This window comes from Candidatus Phytoplasma fabacearum (genome assembly GCF_030586805.1).
Classification (GTDB): Bacteria; Bacillota_I; Bacilli_A; order Acholeplasmatales; family Acholeplasmataceae; genus Phytoplasma; species Phytoplasma fabacearum.
On record NZ_JAOSIM010000001.1, the window covers coordinates 24,468 to 50,751 of the forward strand.

The window sequence follows — 26,284 nt, forward strand, 5'->3', positions numbered from 1 at the left end:
TTTTTTAAGAATATTTAATAATTATTTACATTAAAATGGTCAAAAATATGAAATAATAAAATAAAAAGGTGTTGGTTTGTTCATGATTTATTTGTCTTTATATCGTAAATATAGGCCTCAAAATTTTCAAAATATTATTGGTCAAGATATTATTGTTAAAACTTTACAAAATGCTATTAAATATTGTAAGATAAATCATTGTTATTTGTTTAGCGGTGATAAAGGCGTTGGAAAAACAACTTTAGCAAAAAATTTAGCTAAAGCCATTAATTGTTGTAATAATACTTGTGTTGATTGTTGTAATACATGTAAATCTTGTATAAGTATAAATCAAAGAAACAATTTGGATTTAATTGAAATAGATGGTGCTTCTTATAATGGTGTAGATGAAATTAGAGAATTACAAGACACTTCTAAATATAAACCAATTTTCGGTAAATATAAAATTTATATTATTGATGAAGTTCATGTGTTATCTTATAATGCTTTTAATGCTTTGTTAAAATTATTAGAAGATCCTCCTTCTAAAATCATTTTTATTTTAATTACAAGCGAATTTAATAAAATTCCTAAAACTATTATTTCCCGTACTCAACATTTCGGATTAAAGCATATTACAGTAGAAGATATCCGGAAACAATTAAAATTTATATCTGTTCAAGAAAATATTGATATTCATGAAGATGCTTTAAATCAAATTGCTATTTTTTCTAAAGGTAGCATGAGAGATGCACTTAATAGATTAGAACAGGTTAGTACTTATTATCATAATAGTCATATCGGTTTGGAAGAAGTTTCAAAAATTTTAGGATTAGTTTCGAAAGATAAAATAAAGGAATTAATTAATTATTTATTAAATAGTGATTTTGTTGCTATGATTGATTTTTTAGAAAATCTTTTACAGCCACATGTAGATGTTTTATATTTTATGGAAGATTTAATAGATTTTTTTCTAACTTTATTTATTAAAGGATGGCAAAAGGATGATAATAATTTTACAACAATATTTAAAAATTTAAATATTAAGGTTACAAATCAATTTTTTGTTTTTTTATTTCATTGGAAGAATAATATTAAACATACTGTTCATAAAAAAAAATATTTTATTATTAATTGCATTCAATTAAAACAGTTTTTATTGCTTTATTATAAGGAGCAGGATAATTTAAATAATCAGAAGAAGATTATTTATGATAATAGTAGGGTTAATTCAGAAAATTGTATATACGAAACAGGATTCTTGTCATCTTCTGAAAAGATGTTAACAACTTCTTGTTTAAAGAATGTTAGTAAATCTTCTAATCCTAATTTATTTACATGTGATTGTGCAAATTTTAATGATTTTACTTCGTCTAAGACGGTTACATTAGATAGTTTTCTGTACGGTATAAAACAAATTTTAATAACTCCTGATTTATCTATGACTAAAAAATTAATTCAGAAATGGTATCAATTAACAAAAATTTATGATAAAAATTTGGAAATGGCTGCTCTTTGTTTATATAAAAGTAAATTATGTTTGATTAATTTAAGTAAAGATTGGCTGATTTCTTGTGCTAACACGGAAGAGTACCAACAATTACTTAAACCGCATATCAAAAATAAAATAAAAACGATTTTAAATAAAAAAAATAAATTAATTAAAGAATATTTTGTGATTTTACATCAAGATTGGGAACACAAATTATTGCCTCTTTTTGAGCAATATCAAAAAACTCGTCATATATGTGATTTAAAATTATTAAAATTAGATGTTGATTTTTATTTAAAACACGCTACATTTGCTTCTAAAAATAATTTTTTAATAAATTCGAGTGTTGATGCGCTAGAGAATGTTCCATTGTTATGTTCTAATGATTCTAATAATTTTTCTGCAAAAAATCAATTTTTTCAATTAGCTATCGAATATTTCGGTATGACTAAAGTTAGATTAAAATGATAAATAATAAAATTTTTTTAATATTTTATTTCTGTTATAGTTATAATATAATGATTGACGGATTAAAATTATAATTTAGAATAAGGAACGGAATGTAATATGTTCGAAAAATTAAAAAGAATTCAAGAATCTATCAAATATGAGCAAAAAAAATTAGAATCTAGAGAGTTTACTGCTTGTGTTGGCGATGTAATGATCGTTATGCAAGGAACTAAACAAGTTATTGATGTGCGTATTCAAAATTCTCAAATTCTTAAAAATTTAGATCTATTACAAGAGAGTATTTTATTATCTTTTAATAATGTTTTACAACAGGTGGATAAAGCTTCTCGTGATGTTATCACAAGAGCTTCAGAATATTTAGAATTTTAATAATTGTCAATTAGAGGTTTTTGGAATAAATTTTATTGTTGATATTGTGAATTTATTTTTATCTGAATTATAAACTTTATTAGTTATTGTTGATGTTTTTTTGAATATTTATGAAAGAGAGATGTTAATGATTTTGATAATTGTTACAAAACAAATATAATTAAGAAGGTTATTGAAAATATTATGATAAACGAAAAAAGTAATAATCAAAATTATCCGACAGAATATTCTATGTTGGAATTAGCTTTAGATATTTTACAAAAAAATCAAAAACCTATGTCTATTTATCAATTAATAGAACAGGTTTTTCAAGTAAAAAAAACGGAAGATTTAAAATTTGAAGGTTTTTTACAATTGTATTTGGATATTGTTACTAGCGGATTATTTGTATTTCATGGCGAAGATTTATGGGGAATTAAAACTGACAATTTAGATTTATGGGATAAAGAATATTATGTAGATGAAGATAAATCCGATATTGATCCTGAAGCATTAGATTTAAAATATTCTAATAATTTGGATGATGATTTCCGATTAGAAAATGATTCGGATTTTATTTCTACAGATGAAACAGCTGATCGTGAAATTTTAGTTGATATAGACGATGCGGTTTTAGAAGATGATGAAACTTCAATAAGAGATGAAGGTGATTCTTCTAATACGGAAGATAAAAATGAAGATATTAACGACGAATATCATTGGTCGCCGAATGAGTCTTGAATATCAAGTGGTTTAACTAATAACTATTGATGATTTAATTTGGAGAATCCTAAAGGAATAACTAATTAAATTAAAATCCTCTATCTTTGGTATAAGTTTACTTTTTATTATTAAGAGGTGTAAAGCAAAAAATGATAATTTTCAAAATAAATTAAGGTGCGATAATTAATTGTCATGTCTGTTTTTGTATTAAAAAATTACATTAACCGTAAAATTAATAACGTATAGATTTTGAATTATGTTTAATAACAAACGCCCCGTTAGAAAGTAAGAAACAAAGAACGATTAAAATCAACAATTAATTAGTGGTGATATAAAGTTATTCCTCATAAGAGGAGAAATTATGGCAAGTTGGATGCCGGAAAACTTGCTTGTCTGGTTTATAGGGGAGGGTTACTTTGTGTAATATATAATTTAAAAATATAAATTTGATTATTGAAACTCGCATAATCTATTTATATATTAAAATATGGTAGATAGTTTTTTAATATCAAGTTGTGTCCAAATTTTTAATTTTTATATTATTTCATGGAGATGATATTTAAAGTATTTTTTACCGATTTATAATAGATGAAGGTTGTAATAGTGAATTATGTTTTTAGGAATGTATAATTATACTGTTTATTTGACTTATTTAAATTTATTAAGTGGATTTTTGGGAGTGATATTCGCTACTCAAAACAAAATTATTTGGGCTTGTGTTTTATTATTATTATCTGGGATTTTAGATGTTTTAGATGGTATTATTAGTCGTTGTAAAAAAAGTCGATCTCTTAAAGAAAAAAAATATGGTATTCAAATAGATTCTTTAGCTGATTTAATTAGTTTCGGTATTTTGCCTATTTTTATAGGTATATCATTTTATAAAAAAATTTTTCATAAAGATTTAGATTTTAAAAATTATTATGATATTGCTTTTGTTTTAATTAGTTTTTTATATCTTTTGTCATCTCTAATTCGTTTAGCTTATTTTAATGTTTTAAATGAAAATTCCAAAAAAAAATCAAATATTTCTAGTTTTATTGGTGTTCCTGTGACTGTTGCATCTATTATTTTTCCTTTATTAGTTTTATTATTTTCTTTTAATCCTTTTAAAATATTATATTGGGATAAAATTTTTATAAGTGTATATGTTTTTTGTTTGATGTTATTTTCTTTTTTATTTATTAGTGATAAACTTCATTTTAATAAACCTGATGTTTTAGGGATATTTTTAATTTTGTGTTTATTATTAATTATTATGTTTATTTTTTTATTTATAAACAAAAATATTTTTTTTAATGCGAGAAGAACGTGAATTTTCCATTTCGATCGAATGAAAAACATAATCAATTGAAGAGTAGTTGGTTACAAAAATTTTTATATCAAGATATACACACAAAATTTTGGAAACGCTTTTTATTAAGAATATTTATTTCTCGTTTTTTTAGCAAAATATTTAGTTTTTATTTTAATTCTATCTTTTCGCGTATTCATATTAAAAATGTTATTATTAAACATAAAATTAATACTAGTTTATTTACAAAAAATTCATTTAAATCTTATAATGATTTTTTCATTCGTGCTTATAAAAAAATTAATTTTGATGCTTCTCGTTCGGCTTTTATTAGTCCTGGAGAAGGTCAAATCCGTATTTTTAATATTAATGCTGATAGTGTTTTTAATATTAAAAATACTTCTTATCATTTAAATGATCTTTTGAAAAATGATTATTTAGTGCAAAAATATCTTAATGGTTTTTTAGTGATGTTGAGATTGCAAATTTTTGATTATCATCGATATATTTTTGTTGATGAAGGTGTTCAAACTAAAACTAATGTTAAAATTAAAGGTCGTTTACATACGGTTAATCCTATTGCTTTTAAATATTTTAATGTTTTTTCTGAAAATAGTCGCGAATATAATATTTTAAAAACTTTAAATTTTGGGGAAATTATACAAGTAGAAGTTGGAGCTTTATTAGTAGGAAAAATTAATAATCATCCGATTGTTAGTTTTAAAAAAGGACAGGAAAAAGGTTTTTTTTCGTTTGGAGGTTCTGTTATTGTACTAGTAATTGAACCTAATAAAATTAAGTTTAATCAGTTAATTTTAAATAATTCTCTAATCGGAATAGAAACTAAAGTGAATATAGGAGAAACTATAGGTTTTAAATTAAAAAAATAAATTTCGCAAAGGTGGAATGAAATTAAAAAAAAATAATAATGAATGGATAGTTAATTTATCAATGAAGAAAAAAACTAAAATTATTTTTATTACAGGCGGAGTTGTTTCTGGATTAGGAAAAGGTTTGTTAGCTTCTTCTTTGGGATATTTATTAAAACAACGTAATTTAAAAATTTTTATGCAAAAACTCGATCCATATATTAATGTAGATTCAGGAACTATGAGTCCGCAACAACATGGTGAAGTTTTTGTGACCAATGATGGAGCCGAAACTGATTTAGATTTAGGTCATTATGAAAGATATTTAGATATTAATCTTACTAAAGATTCGAGTATTACGACAGGTCAAATTTATCAACACGTTATTCAACAAGAACGTCAGGGAAATTATTTAGGAAAAACGATTCAAGTTATTCCTCATATTACAGACGAAATTAAATCTCGTATATTGAAAAATGTTTCTTCTGGTGAATATGATATTTTAATTGTGGAAATAGGGGGGACTATTGGCGATATAGAATCTTTGCCTTTTATAGAAGCAATTCGTCAAATGCGACAAGATTTGGGTTTTGAAAATGTTTTATATATACATAATACTTTAATACCTTTTTTAAAATTTTCAGGAGAACCTAAAACTAAACCCACACAACATAGTGTGAAAGAGTTAAGATCTTTAGGTATTCAACCCCAAATTTTGATTTTAAGAAGTGAAAGTGATATTTCTGCAGACATAAAAGAAAAAATTTCGATTTTATGTGATGTTAAAAAAGAGGCTATTTTTTCTAATGTTAATGTTTCTATTGTGGAAGCTATTGTTCTTAATTTGCATACTCAACAAATTGATAATTTCATTTTGAAATTTTTTAATTTAGAATATTTACCAGTAGCTAATTTATCAGCATGGCAAGAAATGATCCAACAGATGAAAATTTTAAAAAAAGTGGTTAAGATTGGTATAGTCGGTAAATATACTGCTTTTCATGATGCTTATTTATCTGTAGTAGAAGCTCTCAAACATGCAGCTTATTTTAATAAAGTAGGTATTGACATTAGATTTATCTATTCTGAAGATATTAATAGTGATAATGTACATGACTTTTTATGTGACTTTGATGGTATTTTAGTGCCTGGTGGTTTTGGTGGTCGAGCTATTGAAGGCAAATTACAAGCTATTCGTTATGCTCGTTGTCAAAATATCCCTTTTTTTGGTATTTGTTTAGGTATGCAATTAGCTGTGATAGAATACGCTAATAATGTGTTAAATTTATTTGGAGCAAATTCGACGGAGATAGATATAAACACTCCTTATCCAGTAATTAAGTGCAAAATTGCTGATACTCATATGGGAGGAACTTTAAGATTAGGTTTAAAAAAGACCCGAATTATAAATTCTAGTAAAAGTTATGCAATTTATCAAAAATCCTTAATTTCTGAAAGATATCGTCAACGTTATGAAATGAATTCTGAATATATTTCTATGTTTACACAAAATAAAAATTTTATAATTTCAGGTTTAAATTTACAAAAATCAATTGTAGAAATAATAGAATTGGTTGATCATATTTGGTTTATAGGGGTTCAATTTCATCCAGAATTTTTATCTCGTCCCTTTAATCCGCATCCTTTGTTTAAAGATTTTATTTTAACTGCGGCAATTTATCGTCAAAAGAATAAAAAAAAGTGTTCATAAAAGAACACTTTTTTATTTTATTAAAAATTAAATGATTTTATTTTATAATTTTTAATTTTAATTATTTAATTTTAAGTCTGTTTTAGCCTTATTTAACACTTCATTGATGTCAGAAGTTTTAATCATTTTGAGGCTGACAAAGTCTTTTACATCTTGATCGCCCCATGTGTTAGAACCAGTAGTTTGGTCAGTAACAAATTTTACTGCGTTTTCAGCTTTTGTTTTTAAACTGGTTGCTGAGTCCATTGTTGCGCTAGAGATTTTTTTATCTTTATCGTCTACTTTGTTATTTTCTGTAAATGCATCTATTATTTTGCTTAGACCATCAATTGCTTTTTGCGCTTCTTTTTTAGCATCTTCTGCAGAAAGATCAGCTACTGATTTTTTGTCAGATAAGTCTTTAAGGTCTACTTTTAAATTTTCAATATCTTTATTTGTTAATGTTGTTATTGTAAAAGGTGCCCAATGTAATAATTTGGCTGTTATTAAATAAACAATCAAAGCTATAGCCGCAGATGCTAACACACCAACTGTAATTTTGCCGTTTTTAGTTTGTAAAAAATTTTCTTTGTGATTCATAAAGAAACTTTTTCTTCTCCTCTATATTATATAATTTTATTATTATTAAATCTTTTAGTTTATAAAAAAAGATTCAATATCGCCTTCAATTATAACATATTTTTAGTATTAGGTAAGGTAAAATAATAAATTATTTTTAATTCATTATTTTATTTTATCAAAAATTTTATGTAAAGTTTTTTCTATATTTTTATCTTGTGATATATTATTTTGTTTATTTTGATAATTTAGTAAACTATTAATGTAAAAAATAGATTTTTTTTTATTAACATGTGCTTGTTTAATTGCTTTTATAATTGTGTCTTGTGGATAATTAAATTCGATATACCATTTTTTAATTATTTCTAATTCTTGACTATTCAACACATCTCCTTTAATTTTTTCAATATTAGATATAGTATTGCTAATATTTGAAGTATTTTGGTGTTTTAAATTAGTTAATTTTGTTTGCTTATATAAGTTTTCGATTTGGTAAAAAGTTTTATTAAGATCAAACATTTCTTGGACTTGATTATTAATTTCTTTTTGATATAAACATAAAAAATTTTTTTTTATTAAATTTCCTAAAATATTATCTATTTCAGGCAGAGATAAATTAGTTTGTTGTATTATTTTTTCTGTTGATAGAATGGGGTTTTTGTATTTTCGAAAGAGCAATAATAACATTTTTACTTCTTTAATGAGTAAATTAAGTTTTAGATATTGATTAATTAAAATTCTTTCTATATCTAAATATCCTTCTTCATATATTTGTTTTAACATTATTTTAACTTACTTTCTTGTGATAATTTTTCTAAAGCTATTTTAGCTGCTTGTTGTTCAGCAGATTTTTTGGTTTTTCCTTCACCTTTTCCTAATAATTGTTCAGATAAATATACTTCAGCAATAAATTCTTTTTCATGCGCTAACCCTGTTTCAGCAACAATTTTATATTTAATATGTTGATGACGTGTTTGCACTAATTCTTGTAGTTGTGTTTTAAAATCAATAATACCTATGACTTTTGATAAACAAGGAACTACTATATAATGAAAAGTTTTTTTAACTTGTAAATAGCCTAAATCTAAATAGATAGCCGCAAATAAAGCTTCAAAAGCATCAGCAATAATGGAATAATTATATACTCCTCTTTTACGTTCACCTTTTCCTAATAAAATATATTGTTTTAGATTTATTTCGGCTGAATAAATTAATAGAGATGCTACGCAAACAGCTTGAGCTCTTTTTTTAGTCATTATACCTTCGTTATCTTGATTTTTTCTATAAAGATAATTAGCCATGAGAAAATTAATAACAGAATCTCCTAGAAATTCTAATCTTTCATTATTTTGATTTTTTAAATTATGTTCGTTAGCATATGAACTATGTGTTAAAGCGTTAATATATAAATTAATATTTTTAGGCTTTATATTTAATCTTTTAAATAAATTTTGAAGATACATGATAATCCTTGTATTTATTGAAACTTTTCAATTATTTTTTTTAAAAAATTTTTTTTGATTAAATTAATGGTTTGATTAATGCTTTGATAGAAAGTATTACTCGTAGAATTGCCAGGAGCTTTGATAATCAGTTTATTTAATCCTAATAATATAGCTCCTCCTGTTTTATCTGTGTTAAATTGTTGAAAATGTTGTCTTATATTTTTTTCTAAAAATATTTTGCTAATTATTTTAGTGCAAAGGTTACTATTGAGTATTTGTTTTAAATTTCTTTTATACATTTCTACAGTTCCTTTATATGTTTTTAAAATCATATTGGCTGTAAAACCATCACTTATTAAAATATCAGCTTCTGTATTAAAGAAATTATTAGGTTCTTCATTACCTTGGAAATTAATATTTGAATTATGGCTTAATAATTTAAATATATTAATATCCATATTTCTTCCTTTATTAGGCTCTACACCTATATTTAAAAGTTTAATTTTTGGGTTAGGAATATTTAATAAGGTTTGAGCTAAAAAACAAGCGCATATAACAAAATCTAAAACATTTTCTTCTTTTATTTCCGCATTAGCCCCTGCATCTGTTAAAATTCTAGTTCGATTATCAATGGATTTAAACATAAGTGCCAATGATATTCTTTTTATACTAGGTAAAGTTCCTATAATAAGATAACTAGCTAAAACCAAAGATTGTGTTGGTCCAGCTGTTATAAAACTATCTATTGGATATTGTTGAGCAGCAACATCTCTAAGAGCTACCAACATGGAATAAGGAATATTATCTCTTATAGCTTCTCTGATATTTTGAGCATTCATGGGCAAATACAATGGAGTATTTATAATTTTTAATCTTGTTTTAATGGAATTTAAAATATCTTTTGTAAATATTTTTTGTAAATAATTTTCTATTTGAGTTTTAATACCATATAAATAAATATTTAAATTTTTATTTACAATTAAAGCTTTTATTGTTCCTTGAATTACTGTTTGAGGCGCGAAATCTCCACCCATAGCATCTATAGCTAATGTAATCATATAGAATCCTTATAATTAAAATTTTGTTTTATTAAAAGTTTATTTAAATCATTTAAATCTTTATAAGTTTTATAAGATTTTTTTGTTAATATTATTAATTAAAAAAATGCATTTTTTATTTTTACTTTTTGACTTACAATTATTAATTCAAACAATTATTCAACAATATCTTTTTTTAAAAGTGTTTTGTTTGAATATAAATAATATGAATTTAATACAATTTAAAAATTTTTAATTTTATTTAATAAAAGTAATAGATTATTTGTTTTTTAATAACATAATTTGTTTTTCTGATATTTGTTGCAAACAACACTCTCTAAATCAAATAAGTAATTTTCGTTATTCGACTAACAATAAGTCGTTTTATTTTTGTAAATAAATAACTTTATCTTACATTTATTAACTATCCAATAAATAATTATTATATATTTAAGCATTTATTGATATTTTGTTACTTCTCTATTTTATTAGTTTCAGAGACAGGTTGTGAATTTGCATCTTAGAGTTTATCCATCGAACCATTGAATCTTCTTGACCAACTATTTTGTCGCAACCCGTTTTTAAGAACTGTTGTAATTCCTGATAGTTTCCTTTCAAGAACCGTTCTTAATTTTTTTAGTTTTTATCACATTGGTAATGAGTTAGTTTATTTGATGGTCATTTTGGGAGTATAAGAAATTCGCATTTTTTTAATTTATAAAATTTTTATTCTAACTTTTAAATAATATTTTATTAAAATGAATATTTAATATTCAAAAAATAATATCAACTTCTTAATTATAACATATTTTGTAATTATGATATTAGAAGTTAATTTTTATTTAAAACTCATTTAAAACTGCTTATTTATTTTTTTTATTTCAAATTAAAATTTAAAAGAGCAATAGAAATGCATATTTTTATTTTTAATATTTAATTAATCATATTTATTCTAATTTTTTCTTGACATTTAATATAAAAATTATATAATTCTAATATGAAATTACTATAGTTTATAGTAATGAATTTTTAAATTATTTTCTTTTTTTAACTATTAATGAATTTTTTTAATAAGTATAAAAATTATTGAAAATTTATTTAATTTTTATTTTTCAAGAAAATTTTATTTTATTATTTTTATCAAATTCTAATAATTTATTTTTATCTTTATCATTTTTTTAATACAAATTATGAATTTATTGTGATATTTATAATATATAGAGATTTTTCTATTAATAAATTTATTTTTTAAAAACGAGATGTTAAAAAAATTTTTTGAGATAAAAATAAAATCATTTTTATTTACATTATAGTATTAAAACAACTTAATTAAATAAATAAAATTAATAAATTCAAAAGATAAAAAAGATTATAACGTGATAAAATAGATTAGTAATAATTTGTTTAAACTAGCAACTAAAGATATTAATAATTAAAAAAGATATAAAAATTTGCTTTTATATTAATTACTACGTTTAGTTTATAAAATTTCATGAAAATATAAAGTTTATCGTTTTTTTATTTAATTTTATTTTTATTATTATTATTTTAAATTTACAATTAAAAATTTAGTTTCAATATTTATATTATTGAGGAATTTATCGAAAGAGATATATTATTTTGTATGTTTGCTAATAAAACTATTAAAAATATTTATGAAAAATATCCATTATATGTAAAAAAAAAAATTTCTATTAATGGTTGGAGGGCGCCAAAGAGGCCTAAATTTCGAGCTATTTAACCAATAGCCAGGGCAGTTAAACCCTGAAAGGATATGGTCGGTCGGACAAACGAAAGAATGTCGGATTAGAGCAGACCATAAAAGCGGGTTGAGACAAAAGCAAATTAGTCGAGACGATTCCGCCACCGAATAATTCTATGGAGAAGCCTGCAATGGCCTAAGAAGGAAAATTGATGTAATATTAAGACCTGTTCCGGAAGTTGCTTAAACGGACAGTCCAGAGGCTATCAATATATATCCAACGTATGGGATAGTTTAACAAATAAAGAAACCTGGAATCAGCCTCTACAAAGAGGATACTTCCCCTAAAGAATTAAGGTAGAAATTTAGTGTAACTTGGAGAATCCTAAAACTAAGTAATTAAGTTTACTAATCCAGGGATGAAAGTCTGGATGGTTAAGGATAAAGAATCTTCTTAGTAGTCGTAAGAGTGAACCTAAATTTGGAATAATTTAGTGAATCGTCTTACCAAGAAGAGAGCTAATTACTCTCATAGGGCGAAAGAAGAAAGTAATTTACTACTTATTCAATGGTATCGAGAGAAAGGAGTTGATATATTATGTCAACAACTGTTTCATCAGAAACTAAACTTTTGCGAACATTGGATAAAATTCAATATTGTTCATCAAACGGCTACTCTTTAAAAAGGGAACTCCAGCAAGGAATGAATAACTTTTATAACACATTAATGGCGTTCAACAAAATTGCCACCAACAAAGGGGCCGGCACACCCGGAATCGACAATAAAACTATCAATGGAATCAATCTGGAAAGATTAGAAAGATACCATCTGGAATACGTCAATAACGGTTACCACCCAAAACCAGTTAAAAGAATCTTCATTCCTAAAGAAGATAAAAAAACCCGACCCTTAGGCATACCTACCATCAAGGATAGATTGATGCAAAAATGCCTGGAACAACTCTTAACTCCTTATTTTGAGAATATCTTTTCAGAATGGAGTTTTGGATTCAGAACCAAAAAATCATGTCATGATGCTATCAAACGTGTCAAACAAAGATTTAAAGGAATAGATTATCTTGTCAAAATTGACTTAAAAGGCTACTTTGATACCATTAATCATGGGATTCTGATGAGAACCTTAAATCAGTTCATCAAAAAGAATAAAACGCTCGTAACCATTAACAAATGGTTGAAAGCCGGATTCATGAAGGATGGCATTAAGTACGAATCTTTATCGGGATCTCCTCAAGGAGGAATAATTTCTCCTCTGTTGGCAAATGTATACTTACATTACATCGACTTGAAAATGGAGAGATTGATTAAAGAAGGAAAACCAATTAAGAAGAGTAACCTAAAATATTGGAAGGCATGGAAAACACGCCAACACCATAAACTAGGGATTGATAGATACATCAACCTAAATCCAAAACCAAGAGTTGAATACATCCGCTATGCTGATGATTTTATCATCGGCATTAAGGGTGAGTATAACCAGGCAGAGAGAATCAAAGACCAAGTAACGCAATGGCTAAAGCAGGACCTTAACCTCACTGTTAGTAAGGATAAATCCAAAATTGTTAAAGCCAGTAAAGGAACGAGGTTTCTATCTTACATGATAAAAGTTAACCCTACCAATAAAACCCGGGAAAGGAAAACTATCAAGAATTCCTTGAACGGTCAAGTGCAAATCCAAATCCCCAAGGCGAAAGCCGAAGAATATGGATATGAATATAGTTGGTTAAAAAAGGGAAAGGTGAAACACGACGAAACACTAGCAGAAAGAGACGAATTAGAAATAATCCGGACCTATAAGACAATTGTTAGAGGAATTATCCAATACTTTTGTTGGGCTAACAATCTAAGTGTTTTGACTCACTTAAGTTATCTAGCGGAATATAGCTGTTTGAAAACACTAGCAAGGAAACGGAAAACGTCAATTGCTAGGGTTCGGAAAAAATGTAAAATTGGTTCAACTTGGGGTATTTCCTATTATAATAAAGGAGAAACCCAATATGAACCATGGGATGTTTACTCTTGGGGTAAAATTATAAAATTGCGTAACTATAAGGGGAATCCTGATATTACCATAAATAAAAATATATTCCAAGCGCGTACGCATCTAACTGACCGCTTAAAAGCGGAGCATTGTGAGTACTGCGACAAAACAACTCAATTACAAATTCATCATATTGGTACGGTCCGCAATGCGCGCCACCAAAGCATTATGAATAAAAGAACAAAGGTATTATGTAAAGATTGCCACCGAAAGGTAACCAATCAGCAAATACATGATATCAGAAAGAATAAGAACAATAAGAATAAATAGCTAATCAACCGCGAGGAGAAATTAGTTCTCGAAAGAGAGTAAATTATGGAAAGCCGGATGCTTGGAAACTTGCTTGTCCGGTTTGGACGGGGGCTGATTGTAAATAAAACAGCAAATACAAATCGCTGAATAAAACGCAATTAATCTATCCGTATTAAAAAATTGTCGTTTTCAAAAAAAAATTTTTTTTATTGATATAAATGACGGTTCTTTTATTGAAGATTTGCAAGTTATTTGTAAAGATAATGAATTTATTTGTTTAAAAAAACTTAAAAATGAACTTAATATTGGTGCTTCTGTTTATATAGAGGGTATTTTAATGCCTTTAAAAGATGTTTCAACTAGAAATTTAGAATTGGTTGCCTCTCGTTTTGTTGTTTTAGGTTCCAGTTCTGTTGAATACCCTATTCAACCAAAACCACATTCTAAAGCTTTTTTAAGGCAATTACCTCATTTACGATTAAGAACAAAACTTTTTGGTGCTGTTTTTAGGTTACGTAATACTGTTACTTTCGCTATACATAATTTTTTTCAAAATAAAGGTTTTATTAATATTCACACCCCTATTATTACTACTAATGATGGCGAAGGAGCTGGATCTTTATTTCAAGTAACTAGCTTTGATCTTCAAACTTTATCAAATAAAAATATTATCGATTTTAGAAAAGATTTTTTTGGGAGACCTGTTTTTTTAGCTGTAACAGGACAGTTAGAAGCTGAAGCTTTTGCGACAGCTTTAAATAAAGTTTATACTTTTTCTCCTACTTTTAGAGCAGAAAAATCTAACACTTCTCGTCATATTTCTGAGTTTTGGATGATCGAAGCAGAAATGGCTTTTTGCGATTTATCATCGAGTATTATTTTAGTTCAACAAATGTTGCAATATGTTATTAATTTTTGTTTACAAAATAATAAATCTGATTTAGATTTTTTTGATAAAAATATTGAACCTGGTTTAATTAATAGATTAAATTTTGTCGTTAATCTTAAAGATTTTCCTCAAATCACTTATAAAGAAGCTATGGTTATCCTTAATAAAAGTGTTTATAATTTCGAACAAAAACCTATTTATGGCGAAGATTTATCTACAGAACATGAAAAATATTTGACAGAAGTTATTTTTAAAAAACCTATTTTTGTAACGCACTGGCCTAAAAATATTAAGGCTTTTTATATGCGTAATAATGACGATAATGAAACAGTTGCAGGTATGGATTTATTAGTTCCAAAAGTAGGAGAATTAGTAGGCGGTTCTCAAAGAGAAGAAAGATTGGAAATTTTAGAAAATAAAATGCATGAAATGCAAATAAATACAAAAGATTTAAATTGGTATTTAGATTTACGTCGTTTTGGTAGTTGTATTCATTCTGGATTTGGTTTAGGTTTTGAACGTATGCTACTTTATTTAACAGGTTTAGAAAATATAAGGGATGTTATTGCTTTTCCTAGGAGTTATTGTAATATTTCTTAACATTTTTTTGTTAAATAAAAAATTCTGAAAAACAAAATTAAAAGAGGTTATATAAAAAGCATGTTTATTAAAATGTCAAATGTTTCTAAAGTTTTTGTTAATAAACATAATCGTAAAAAAACTTTCGCAGTTAAAAACATTAATTTGGAAATTAAAAAAGGAGAATTGGTAAGTATTTTAGGTCCTTCAGGCTGCGGAAAATCAACTATTCTTTACATCATAGCAGGTTTAATTTCCGTTACTGAAGGTAATATTTTTTTTGACAATATTGATGTTACAAAAGTTCCTCCGGAAAAAAGAGGAGTTGGTTTAGTATTCCAAAATTATTCTTTATATCCTCATATGACTGCGCGTCAAAATATTACCTTTCCTTTGCAAAATTTAAAAATATCTTCTAACAAAATTCAAGAAGAATTAGATAAAATTGCTGCTTTGACATCTACTAGTGATTATTTAGATAAAATGCCTTTCGAATTATCCGGAGGTCAACAACAACGTGTAGCTATCGCTAGAGCTTTAATTAAATATTCTGGTATATTATTGTTAGATGAAGCTTTATCTAATTTAGACACTCATTTACGTATTAGGATGAGAGATGAAATACGTAAAATACAAATTAAAACTAATGTAACAGCTGTTTTAGTTACTCATGATCAAGAAGAAGCTATGTATATGAGTGATAAGATTTATGTTATGAATAAAGGTACTATTCAGCAAGTTGGTACTCCGCACGAAATTTATAATAATCCTGTGAATTTATTTGTAGCTTCTTTTTTAGGTGTTCCTCTTATTTCTGTTTTTAATGGTATATTGCATTGTGGTAATTTAAAAATAGGTAAAAATATTATTTTACAAGATCAATGTTTTCAATCATTTAATAATAAAGAAGTTTATGTTGCGATTCGACCTGAAGGCTATGAATTAAAACAAGATGGGATTTTTGAAATTGAAGGTATAGCCTTAGAAAATTTAGGTCGTGAATTAGTCTTATTGGCTAAAAAAAATGAGTCTATTTATAAAACATTTCAAGTTATTATACCTACTTATCAACAAACACAATTAAATGCTAATAAAATTAATAAACAAAAAATTCGCTTTGATATTAAAAAAAATAAATTATTCGTTTTTGATAAAATTAATGAAAATAGGATTTTTTAAATGTTAGAAAATATGGGACATAAAAATCGTAGACATTGGTATTATTTAGCGCCTATGTTAATTTTTTTAACTGTTTTTACTTTTTATCCTTTAGTTAAAAATGTTATTATTTCTTTCAATGCTAAATACGATAAATTTAATGATTCTTTTAGCATGAAGTTTTATGATTTTTTTAGTTTGAGCAATTATATTTCTATTTTTAAAGATATAGATTTTATTTTTGCATTACGAAATACTCTTATTTTAGTAATTATTTGTGTACCAATATCTATTTTTTTATCTTTAATTATCGCTTTGGCTTTAAACAGTGTTCGTAATTATGTAGTGCAACATTTTTTTAAAACATTTTTTTTATTACCTTTGTTATCTAATACCATTATTATGAGTATGATTTTTGGTTCTTTTTTTTATTACAATACTACTGATTTAACTTCTTATAGACCTGAAGGATTATTTAATTCTTTTTTAGGTTTTTTTGGTATTAAACCGCAACCTTGGATAAATATTTCTGCTCCTTATTCTCATAAAATTTTTGTTTTGGTTTTTTATAATATATGGGCTAGATTACCTTTTAAAATTTTTGTTTTTATTTTATCTTTGCAAGATATTGATAAATCTTATTATGATGCTGCTAAAATTGATGGAGCTTCTAAATTTCGTATTTTAACAAAAATAGTTTTACCTTTATTAGCTCCAATTATTTTTTATCAATTAATAATCGAAACTTTAATGGTTATTAAAGAATATGAATCTGTTATAGGTGTTTTTGGACGGGATGCTAATTATCGAGTACAAACTTTAGTAGGTTATATTTATAATCAATTATCTAGTTCTCATTATAATTCTTATTCTAAAGGGGCAGCTGCTGCTACGATATTATTATTAATTTCTGTTGTTTTTACTACTATGAGTTTTTATATTTCTAAAAAAGAAAATAAATATATGAAAGTGGATTTGTAATAATTATTATATGGATATTAATAAGATTTATCGTTTTATAGGCGTCAATATTTGTAATATTAAACACAAGTTGAGTAAAATAAACTATTTCATTATTATCAAGTATTTGTTTTTGATATCAATTTTATTATTTTTAACATTTCCCTTTTATGTAATGGTTATTACCTCTTTAAAGAGTAATGAAGATATCAGACAAAATCATTTATTAAGTTGGCCTAAACAAGGTTTACAATTCATTAACTATAAAAATGTTTTTTCTATTAAAGATTTCAAATTTTTAAAATATTTTATAAATACTTGTATTATGGTTTCTTTATCTACTGTTGCGGGTACTGTTTGTTGCGTTTTAGCAGCTTTTGCTTTAAGTTTTTTTGTTTTTCCTTTGAAGAGAATTATTTTAATGTTATTGTTTTTAGCTATGTCCATTACAAGCGAAACTTTAATTTTGACTAATTTTCGTACTGTTTCTAATTGGGGTTTAGTTGATAATGGTAATGGTTCTATTGTTCCTGGCGGTGTTTATTTAGCCATGACTTTTCCTTATTTGATTAATGTAGTACATTTATTTTTATTAATTCAAACTTTTAAACGTGTCCCTAAAGAGTTATATTATACGGCTAAAGTAGATGGCATTAATAATTTGCAATATTTATGGAAAATTTTATTACCTATAACAAAACCTACTGTTATTGTGATTGCCGTTTTCAGAACTATAGCAGCTTGGAATGCTTATGCTTGGCCAGAATTGGTGGGTGCGAAGTTATTAACCAATATGATAAGAAAAATTTTCGATTCAGACAGTTTTATGGATAATTTAAATCTTCAAATGGCTATTTTTGTTTTAATTAACTTGCCTTTATTATGTTTATTTATTATTTTTAAAAAATATATTATATCTGGAGATAATCGACGTGGTATTAAAGGTTAATTTAAAATCAAAAATTTTAAATCTTGGTAATGTGAGCAAAATATTTATATATTTTAGTGCCATTATTATTTTTATCATAATATCTAATTCTTTGCGAACCTCTAAAAATAATGAATTTTTTACTAAAAAATATCATGATTTAGGTAATTTAGTTAGTAAAAAATTTCATAATCATGAATCTCAAATTAGTTATTTTAAAAATCTTAAAAAACCTGTAGAAATCATTTTTTGGCATAACTTATATCCTAGAGAATTAGAAATTGTTAAACAATCTATTAAAGAATTTGAACAGCATAATCCTAATATTAAAATTAAAGACGTTAATAAGGTGAATTGGGAACAAATTTGCAAAAGTGTTGCTAATTCTTTGCCTGTCGATAAACAACCTAATATTGTATTTTCTTATGATGATCATATTGAATTTTATTCTAAATCATTTAAAGTTGTACCATTAGATATTTTTATAGATTATGATGAAGATTTTCGTAATACTCCGGAAACTAAGAATAAATATAGTTTTTTTAAAGGTTATGCTAAAAAATTACAATTACCTAATGTTTATGATGGAAAACCTCATCATTATAGTCTGCCATTTGTTAAATCTACAGAAGTTATGTTTTATGATAGTGATTTATTTAAACAATATCGTGACGAGTTGAATAAATTTTTTTATGAAAAGCATAAAATAGATTTTAAAGATTATTGCTCCGAAATTATTGACTATCAGGGTAAATTTGATTTTAACACTTTAAAAGTTAATAAAGATTATTTTATTTGGCCTTATTTAGAAACTTTGTCTTCTAAACTTGTTGAACTCAAAAAAGATCCAACTTTCATTCCTATCGCATCTGAAAGTTTGGCTAATTTAATTATTATTAGTAATGAACAAAAAGGAATATCTTATCCGAAAGATTCAAATTCAATTAAGAGTTTTTTGTTAGATGAAAATGTTAAAAATAATATGCAATATTTTAAAGAACATTTTTATAATAAAGGTTTGTTAACTAGTTCTAAATTAATTGGTATTAGCAATAAAGAAATGTTTATGAAACGTAAAACCGGTATATTTATTACTTCTACTAGAAGATCTGATTTATTACATAATCAAATTTCAGATTTTAATATAGAAATGACCCCTTTCCCTTGTATGAGTTATACTGATGAATACAAAAATATTATTCAAGGTCCTAATGTTAATTTATTTTATTCGGAAGATAATGATAAAATATTAGCTTCTTGGTTATTTTTGAAGCATTTACTTTCTAGAGATGTTTATATTGATATGCTATTGGGTAAAGGTGGTTTTATTATTACTCGCGAAGATGTTTTAAACACTTTAAAAAATTTAAAGTCTCCAAATGAACAAAATTATGTTGAGGAACAAATTCAAAAATTAACAAAGAGTATCTTTATGAAACAAAATATTAGTGACAAACAAAATTCGAAAATAATACAAGATAAAAAAACAGAAATACGAGAATTGTATAAATACAAATCAGTTAAATTTGCTCTAGAACATACTTATGATAGCAACAATAAAGATACTTATTTTACGACACCTATTTTTTCTGATGTAGTATTTTTTCGTTTGATATTGAATGATTTATTTGCAGAAATTTTAGCTATCGATAACCAAGAAATTAATTTAAAACAAAAAATAAATTGTTTATTTATGGAAGCTTATACAAGAATTGCCAATGATTAATATAAAAAAATTAATTTAATTAATATAGGAGAAGATAAAAAATGGATCAAAATTTGATACAAAGGAATTCCAAAACGATATCTATGAATCACTTAATTCTTCGTAATATAAATGAATTCAATGTTATTACTATATTTGGGCATAAAAATCCAGATGGAGATTGTTATGGTTCTCAATTGGGATTGAAAGATATTATTCAACAAAATTTTCCTCATAAACAAGTTTATACTCTAGGAGAAAATAATCCTATTTTTTCATTTTTAGGTGTAATGGATGAAATTAATGATGATGTTATATCTCAATCTTTAGCTATTGTGGTGGATTGTGGTAATACTAATGTAATTAGCGATGTCAGATATAAAATAGCTAAAAAAATTATACGCATTGATCATCATTTAATAGGAGAAATTTACGGAGATGAACAAAATTCTTGGATTGATTCAAGTTTTTCTTCTTGTTCAGAAATGATTTATACTTTTAAAGAAATTAATAATTTAAATTTGAGTATTAAAGGTGCTTTGCCTATTTATATCGGCATGGTCACGGATACTGGTCATTTTCGTTTTGATAGAGTAAATTATAAAACTTTACAAATTGTTTCTGATTTATTACGTTATGGTTTTGATGCTTTTCAAATTGATACTAAAATTACTATTCAACCTATTAATATATTAAGATTTAAAGGTTATGTATGTAGTAATTTTATCGCTGAAGATGGTTTGATTTATATTAAGATCACTCATGACATTATTGAACAATTTAAATTGAAATTTGAAGATATTAACAGTGTAGTTAATATTTTTCATAATATTCAAGGATATCCTGTATGGTTATTTATAATAGAAAATAAAGTTAAAAACTATTGGAAGATAAGCATACGTTCGATAGGTCCTCAAATTAATCATATTGCCCATAAATTTAACGGTGGAGGTCATTTTCGTGCTTGTGGTATGAACGTTTATAATCAGCAAGAAATTGATCAAGTTATTAAATTAGCTAAAACTTCTATTAAAGAGTATGAGTGCCAAAGAGGCTTAAATGTCATGTCTTCTGACAAATTATCAGCATGATAAACACTGTAAGGCTAAGAACGGTTCTTGAATGGAAACTCTCAAGAATTACAGCAGTTCTTAAAAGCGGGTTGCGACGAAGTAGTTAGTCAAGAAGATACCGCCACCAAATGGTTCTAAGGATAAGCTTGTAATGGCCTAAGAAGGAAAGTAGATGTAATAGTAAAACCTGTTTCGCAAACTACTATAAGCGAGCAATCCAGAGGCTATCAATATATGATATTCGTATTGGATAGTTTATCAATTAACAAACCTGGAATCTCACCATTAACAAAATGGTTACTTCACCTAAGGAATCAAGGTAGATATTTAGCGTAACTTGGAGAATCCTAAAGGTCAGTTATTAAATTAACTAATAATGAGTTTAAAGTTATTAGGCCCAAGGATAAAGCGACTTCTTAGTAGTCGGAGGAGTAAAACTTGATCTGGAATGATAAAGAGAATCGTCCTCCCTGGAATAAGGTTAACGACCTTGATAGGGCGAAAGAAGTCAGTAATTTATTGTTTATTGATAAATTTATGGCAAGTTTATACTTGAGAAACTTGCTTTTCTAGTTTAAATAGGGATTTGTTTTTAATAAATATCAGAAAGACAAATCCTGAGATTGAAAATGAAAATAATATATCTATATTATCGGTAATAATAGCAAATAATTTATTTAGTGTGTTAATTAAAAATATTAAAATAATAAAAAATATATTAAAGTGAGTGAATGGGCGCCAAAGAGGCCTAAATTTCCTGCTATCTAACCAATAGCCAGGGTCGATAAACCCTGAAAGGATATGGTCGGTCAGTCAAACGAAAGAATGTCGGATTAGAGCAGACCATAAAAGCGGATTGCGACGAAAGCAAATTAGTCAAGAGGATTCCGCCACCGAATAATTCCATGGAGAAGCCTGAAATGGCCTAAGAAGATAAATAGATGTAATAAACTAACCTGTTCGTAAGTTGCTGAAACGGATAGTCCAGAGACTACTAATACATATTATTCACATATTGAGTAGTTTATCAGATAAGAAAACCTGGAATCAGCCTCTTTAAGAGGATACTTCCCCTAAAGAATTAAGGTAGAAATTTAGTGTAACTTGGAGAATCCTAAAACTAAGTAATTAAATTTACAAATCAGGAAATAAAAGCCCTGATAGTCAAGGATAAAGCATCTTCTTAGTAGTCGTAAGGGTAAACCTAGTTTTGGAATAAGCTAGCTAATCGTCTTACCAAGAAGAGAGGTAATAACTCTCATAGGGCGAAAGAAGAAAGTAATTTATTGTTTATTCGTTGAGACCGCAGAAGGAATAGGTAAAACCTAGAAATGATTTTGAGTTCTTAAAATCGAAACTTCTCTGGACAATGAGTAAGATTCACGACCAATCTTTAAAACAACACATATTAAAACAAGAACTCAAATGGGGAATGAACAACTTAATTAATACCTACCTCAAGTTTCATCAGATTGCCACCAATAACGGGAGCAGAAACACTGGGAATTGATGGGAGAATAATAGATGATATAGACTTAAATAAATTAACGAAATATCACCAAAAATATGTTCACAACCAATATAACCCGAAACTGGTTAAAAGAGTTCATATTCCGAAAGGAAAAGATAAAACTAGACTACTTGGAATTCCTACTATTCAAGATAGAATCATCCAAAAGGCTTATAGAATATTTGAAAAGAATAAAAGGTCAAGAATAAACATTTAACCAGTGGTGACACGAAGTTAAACCTAGAAAAAGGATAAATTATGGAAAGCGGTGTGCTTGGAAACTTGCTCGCACCGTTTGGACGGGGGCTGTTGGTAATATTTGATAGAAAGATAAATCCTATCAAAGAAACGTCAATAATCTATTCGTATAATGTTTATACAAGAAACTATTGCAGCTATCGCTACACCTTTAGGTATAGGTAGTATTAGTGTAATTCGTGTAAGTGGATCGAAAGCCATCGAGGGTATTAATAGTATTTTTAAAGCTATTAAAGAAATTAATTTATTAGAAGTTAAAACTCATACTATTCATCATGGTTTTATTTTGAATCATTCAGGTGAAGTTTTAGATGAAGTTTTAATTTCTATTTTTCGGTCTCCTAGATCTTTTACAGGGGAAGATGTTATTGAAATTCAAGCTCATGGAGGAACTTTAATTACTAAACTTGTTTTAGAAAGAGTTTTATCTTTACCATTTATTAGATTAGCAGAGCCAGGTGAATTCAGTAAAAGAGCTTTTTTAAATAAAAAAATTGATTTATTGCAAGCAGAAGCTATTATGGATTTAATTCATGCTAAAAATATTCAGTTTATTAAATTGGCTAATGCAGGTTTACAAAAAAAAATTTCTAAAAATATTCAAGATTTGAACAAACAAATTTTAAATTTAATAGTTAGTATAGAAGTGAATATAGATTATCCTGAATGGGCGCCCAAAGAGGCCTAAATATCGTGTTATCTAGCCAATAACCAGTGCCGATAAACACTGCAAGGATAAGAACAGTTCTTTAAAGGAAACAATAAAGAATTATAGCAGTTCTTAAAAGCGGGTTGCGATGAAGTAGTTTAATCAAAAAGATTCCGCCACCAAATGGTTCTAAGGATAAGCATAAGCAGGCCTAAGAAGATAAGTAGATGTAATATAATAACCCTGTCTCGCAAACTACTGAAACCGAGCGGTCCAGAGTCTATCAATACTATGTTCAGGTATTGGATAGTTTATCAATTAATAAACCTGGAATCTCACCATTAATAAAATGGTCACTTCGCCTAAGGAATCAAGGTTGATATTTAGAGTAACTGGGAGAATCCTAAAGGTCAGTTATTAAATTAACTAATAATGAGTTTAAAGTCATTAGGCCCAAGGATAAAGCGACTTCTTAGTAGTCGGAGGAGTAAAACTTGATCTGGAATGATAAAGAGAATCGTCCTCCCTGGAACAAGGTTAACGACCTTGATAGGGCGAAAGAAGTCAGTAATTTATTGTTTATTCAGTGACATCAAGCGAGAATAGTTTGATATACTAAAAATTGTTTATAATCAAGACATTAAACTTGTGTAACAATTGAATATCAATTCAAAATCGTTCTTTTTAAATAACTAAGATATTACAGAGTTTATAATTAGTGATTAGTAATATGATAAATAATTATTAAATATTCAATTAAATTAGGGCCAACAAATTTATTGGAATGATATAAATAGAAGATTAATGGTATTTATTTCAAGAAGATTGATTAATGTCACCGCGAAATATGTTAACGGTTATTAGTAAAAAATCATGACTTTTAGAGATTTTTACTATCAAAGCCTAATCAATTCCAAAGGTTATTGGACAAATATTAACTCTTTAAAAAGAACGATAAGAATAAATAACTAACCAGTGGCAACACAAAGTTAGTCCGATAAAAAGGATAAATTATGGCAAGCCGGATGCTGGGAAACTTGCTTGTCCGGTTTAGATGGGGGCTATTTGTAATAGATAACTGTAACTGAATGACAAATAATTGTTATTGAAACGCAAATAATCTATCCATATATTATGATATACCAACTGTTACTAATAATTTTATTGTTCCCCAAACTGAATTTTTAATTCATAAATTGCAAAATATTTTAGATAATTCTTATAAAACGCGTTTCATTAAAGAAGGAATTAAAACTTTAATTTTAGGTAAACCTAATGTAGGAAAATCTAGTCTTCTAAATAATTTTTTAGGGGAAGAAAGAGCGATTGTATCTGATATTCCAGGAACTACTAGAGATTTTTTAGATGTTTATGTGACTATTAATGGTATTAATTTGCGTTTAATTGATACAGCAGGCGTCCGTAATACTGATGATTATTTAGAGAATTTAGGAGTTAATATTTCTAAAAAATTTATAAATGAATCTGAATTAATTTTATTATTATTGGATACTCATAATATTTTAGAATCTGAGGATTTAATGTTATTAGAAATGACTAAAAATAAAAATAGAATTATTATAGGTAGTAAATCTGATTTGCCGATTAAAATTGAATTATCATCTGAATTAAAAGGGCGCCAAAGAGGCCTAAATATCGTGTGATTTTACCAATCACCAGTGCGATAAACACTGTAAGGCTAAGAACGGTTCTTGAATGGAAACTCTCAAGAATTACAGCAGTTCTTAAAAGCGGGTTGCGACGAAGTAGTTAGTCAAGAAGATACCGCCACCAAATGGTTCTAAGGATAAGCCTGTAATGGCCTAAGAAGATAAGAAGATGCAATTCAGAAGCTTGTTTCGTAAACTACTATAAGCGAGCAGTCCAGAGTCTATTAATATATATTTTAAGTATTGAATAGTTTATCAATTAACAAACCTGGAATCTCACCATTAACAAAATGGTTACTTCACCTAAGGAATCAAGGTAGATATTTAGCGTAACTTGGAGAATCCTAAAGGTCAGTTATTAAATTAACTAATAATGAGTTTAAAGTCATTAGGCCCAAGGATAAAGCGACTTCTTAGTAGTCGGAGGAGTAAAACTTGATCTGGAATGATAAAGAGAATCGTCCTCCCTGGAACAAGGTTAACGACCTTGATAGGGCGAAAGAAGTCAGTAATTTATTGTTTATTGATAAATTATGGAAAGCCGGATGCTGGGAAACTTGCTTGTCCGGTTTGGATGGGGGCTATTTGTAATAGTTAATAGAAAAACAAATCCTATTAATAAAACGCAAATAATCTATCCATATTCACAGATTATTTTTATTTCTAATCATACACAAGAAGGAATAGAAAATTTAAAACAAAAAATTATAAAAAGATTTAATTTACAAGATATTCAAGAACGAAATTTTGATTATTTATTCAATCTTAGACAAGTAAATCAACTGAAAAAAGCTATTATATCTTTAAAAAATGTTTTAACAGATATAAAAAGAAATATGCCTATAGATATACATGTTATTCATTTTAAAGAAGCTTATCAATCTTTAGAAAATATTTTGGGTAGTAATTTGCAAAAAAATTTGATTAATGAATTATTTTCAAAATTTTGTTTAGGCAAATAATAT

19 protein-coding genes and 2 pseudogenes are annotated in these 26,284 nt (G+C 26.3%); 17 read left to right on the top strand and 4 right to left on the bottom strand.

Annotation, left to right across the window (positions count from 1 at the left end):
- The first annotated feature begins 82 nt into the window (after positions 1-82).
- From dnaX to OC705_RS00110, 6 genes are all read left to right on the top strand, one after another.
- Complete coding sequence (gene dnaX, locus OC705_RS00085; RefSeq protein WP_304513998.1) at positions 83-1,939, top strand: DNA polymerase III subunit gamma/tau; 1,857 nt, start codon at positions 83-85, stop codon at positions 1,937-1,939.
- Between the two features lie 99 nt (positions 1,940-2,038).
- Positions 2,039-2,311 (top strand): YbaB/EbfC family nucleoid-associated protein, encoded by a 273-nt coding sequence (locus OC705_RS00090; RefSeq protein WP_004995129.1) that lies wholly within the window; start codon positions 2,039-2,041, stop codon positions 2,309-2,311.
- Positions 2,312-2,494: 183 nt separating this feature from the next.
- Complete coding sequence (gene rpoE / locus OC705_RS00095) at positions 2,495-3,031, top strand: DNA-directed RNA polymerase subunit delta (protein WP_304513999.1); 537 nt, start codon at positions 2,495-2,497, stop codon at positions 3,029-3,031.
- A gap of 592 nt (positions 3,032-3,623) precedes the next feature.
- Positions 3,624-4,328: a CDP-alcohol phosphatidyltransferase family protein gene (locus OC705_RS00100; protein ID WP_304512389.1), complete on the top strand. Its 705-nt coding sequence runs from the start codon at positions 3,624-3,626 to the stop codon at positions 4,326-4,328.
- Positions 4,325-5,197 carry a phosphatidylserine decarboxylase gene (locus OC705_RS00105; RefSeq protein WP_304512388.1) on the top strand — a complete coding sequence of 291 codons (873 nt, stop codon included), beginning with the start codon at positions 4,325-4,327 and terminating at the stop codon, positions 5,195-5,197. The genes OC705_RS00100 and OC705_RS00105 overlap by 4 nt, the downstream gene beginning before the upstream one ends.
- Before the next feature lie 61 nt (positions 5,198-5,258).
- Complete coding sequence (locus OC705_RS00110) at positions 5,259-6,887, top strand: CTP synthase (RefSeq protein ID WP_420887960.1); 1,629 nt, start codon at positions 5,259-5,261, stop codon at positions 6,885-6,887.
- 57 nt (positions 6,888-6,944) lie between these two features.
- On the opposite strand, the gene OC705_RS00115 is transcribed toward OC705_RS00110, so the two are convergent.
- From OC705_RS00115 to OC705_RS00130, 4 genes are all read right to left on the bottom strand, one after another.
- A complete protein-coding gene (locus OC705_RS00115) occupies positions 6,945-7,466 on the bottom strand; it encodes a hypothetical protein (RefSeq protein ID WP_304514001.1) in 522 nt (173 codons plus the stop codon).
- Between the two features lie 144 nt (positions 7,467-7,610).
- Positions 7,611-8,228 carry a DnaD domain protein gene (locus OC705_RS00120; protein WP_304512385.1) on the bottom strand — a complete coding sequence of 206 codons (618 nt, stop codon included), beginning with the start codon at positions 8,226-8,228 and terminating at the stop codon, positions 7,611-7,613.
- The gene (rnc, locus tag OC705_RS00125; protein ID WP_304512384.1) at positions 8,228-8,908 is read right to left on the bottom strand and encodes a ribonuclease III; all 681 of its coding nucleotides are present in this window, start codon (positions 8,906-8,908) and stop codon (positions 8,228-8,230) included. Before rnc ends, OC705_RS00120 begins: the two co-directional genes overlap by 1 nt.
- 14 nt (positions 8,909-8,922) lie before the next feature.
- Positions 8,923-9,948 (bottom strand): phosphate acyltransferase, encoded by a 1,026-nt coding sequence (locus tag OC705_RS00130; protein ID WP_304512383.1) that lies wholly within the window; start codon positions 9,946-9,948, stop codon positions 8,923-8,925.
- 2,279 nt (positions 9,949-12,227) lie between these two features.
- On the opposite strand from OC705_RS00130, the gene ltrA reads away from it, so the two are divergent.
- The 11 genes and pseudogenes from ltrA (at position 12,228) to OC705_RS00185 (ending at position 26,281) form a co-directional block, all read left to right on the top strand.
- Positions 12,228-13,958, top strand: coding sequence for a group II intron reverse transcriptase/maturase (ltrA, locus tag OC705_RS00135; protein WP_304514002.1), 1,731 nt, complete (start codon positions 12,228-12,230; stop codon positions 13,956-13,958).
- Positions 13,959-14,112: 154 nt separating this feature from the next.
- Positions 14,113-15,429: pseudogene (asnS, locus tag OC705_RS00140) on the top strand (asparagine--tRNA ligase); the annotation flags it as partial.
- 60 nt (positions 15,430-15,489) lie between these two features.
- Positions 15,490-16,587 carry an ABC transporter ATP-binding protein gene (locus OC705_RS00145; RefSeq protein ID WP_304512382.1) on the top strand — a complete coding sequence of 366 codons (1,098 nt, stop codon included), beginning with the start codon at positions 15,490-15,492 and terminating at the stop codon, positions 16,585-16,587.
- A complete protein-coding gene (locus OC705_RS00150; protein WP_304512381.1) occupies positions 16,588-17,547 on the top strand; it encodes a carbohydrate ABC transporter permease in 960 nt (319 codons plus the stop codon). It begins immediately after the preceding gene.
- Positions 17,548-17,701: 154 nt separating this feature from the next.
- Positions 17,702-18,475, top strand: a complete 774-nt coding sequence (locus OC705_RS00155; protein WP_304512380.1) for a carbohydrate ABC transporter permease — start codon at positions 17,702-17,704, stop codon at positions 18,473-18,475.
- A gap of 31 nt (positions 18,476-18,506) precedes the next feature.
- A complete protein-coding gene (locus tag OC705_RS00160) occupies positions 18,507-20,180 on the top strand; it encodes an ABC transporter substrate-binding protein (protein WP_304512379.1) in 1,674 nt (557 codons plus the stop codon).
- A 41-nt stretch (positions 20,181-20,221) separates the two neighbouring features.
- A complete protein-coding gene (locus OC705_RS00165; protein ID WP_304512378.1) occupies positions 20,222-21,250 on the top strand; it encodes a DHH family phosphoesterase in 1,029 nt (342 codons plus the stop codon).
- Between the two features lie 1,750 nt (positions 21,251-23,000).
- Positions 23,001-23,165 (top strand): hypothetical protein, encoded by a 165-nt coding sequence (locus OC705_RS00170; RefSeq protein ID WP_304512289.1) that lies wholly within the window; start codon positions 23,001-23,003, stop codon positions 23,163-23,165.
- A pseudogene (locus OC705_RS00175) lies at positions 23,113-23,670 on the top strand (P-loop NTPase family protein); the annotation flags it as partial. The gene OC705_RS00170 and the pseudogene OC705_RS00175, both read left to right, overlap by 53 nt.
- A gap of 1,175 nt (positions 23,671-24,845) precedes the next feature.
- Positions 24,846-25,313, top strand: coding sequence for a GTP-binding protein (locus OC705_RS00180; RefSeq protein ID WP_304512288.1), 468 nt, complete (start codon positions 24,846-24,848; stop codon positions 25,311-25,313).
- 539 nt (positions 25,314-25,852) lie between these two features.
- Complete coding sequence (locus OC705_RS00185) at positions 25,853-26,281, top strand: P-loop NTPase family protein (RefSeq protein WP_304514003.1); 429 nt, start codon at positions 25,853-25,855, stop codon at positions 26,279-26,281.
- The last annotated feature ends 3 nt before the right edge of the window (positions 26,282-26,284 follow it).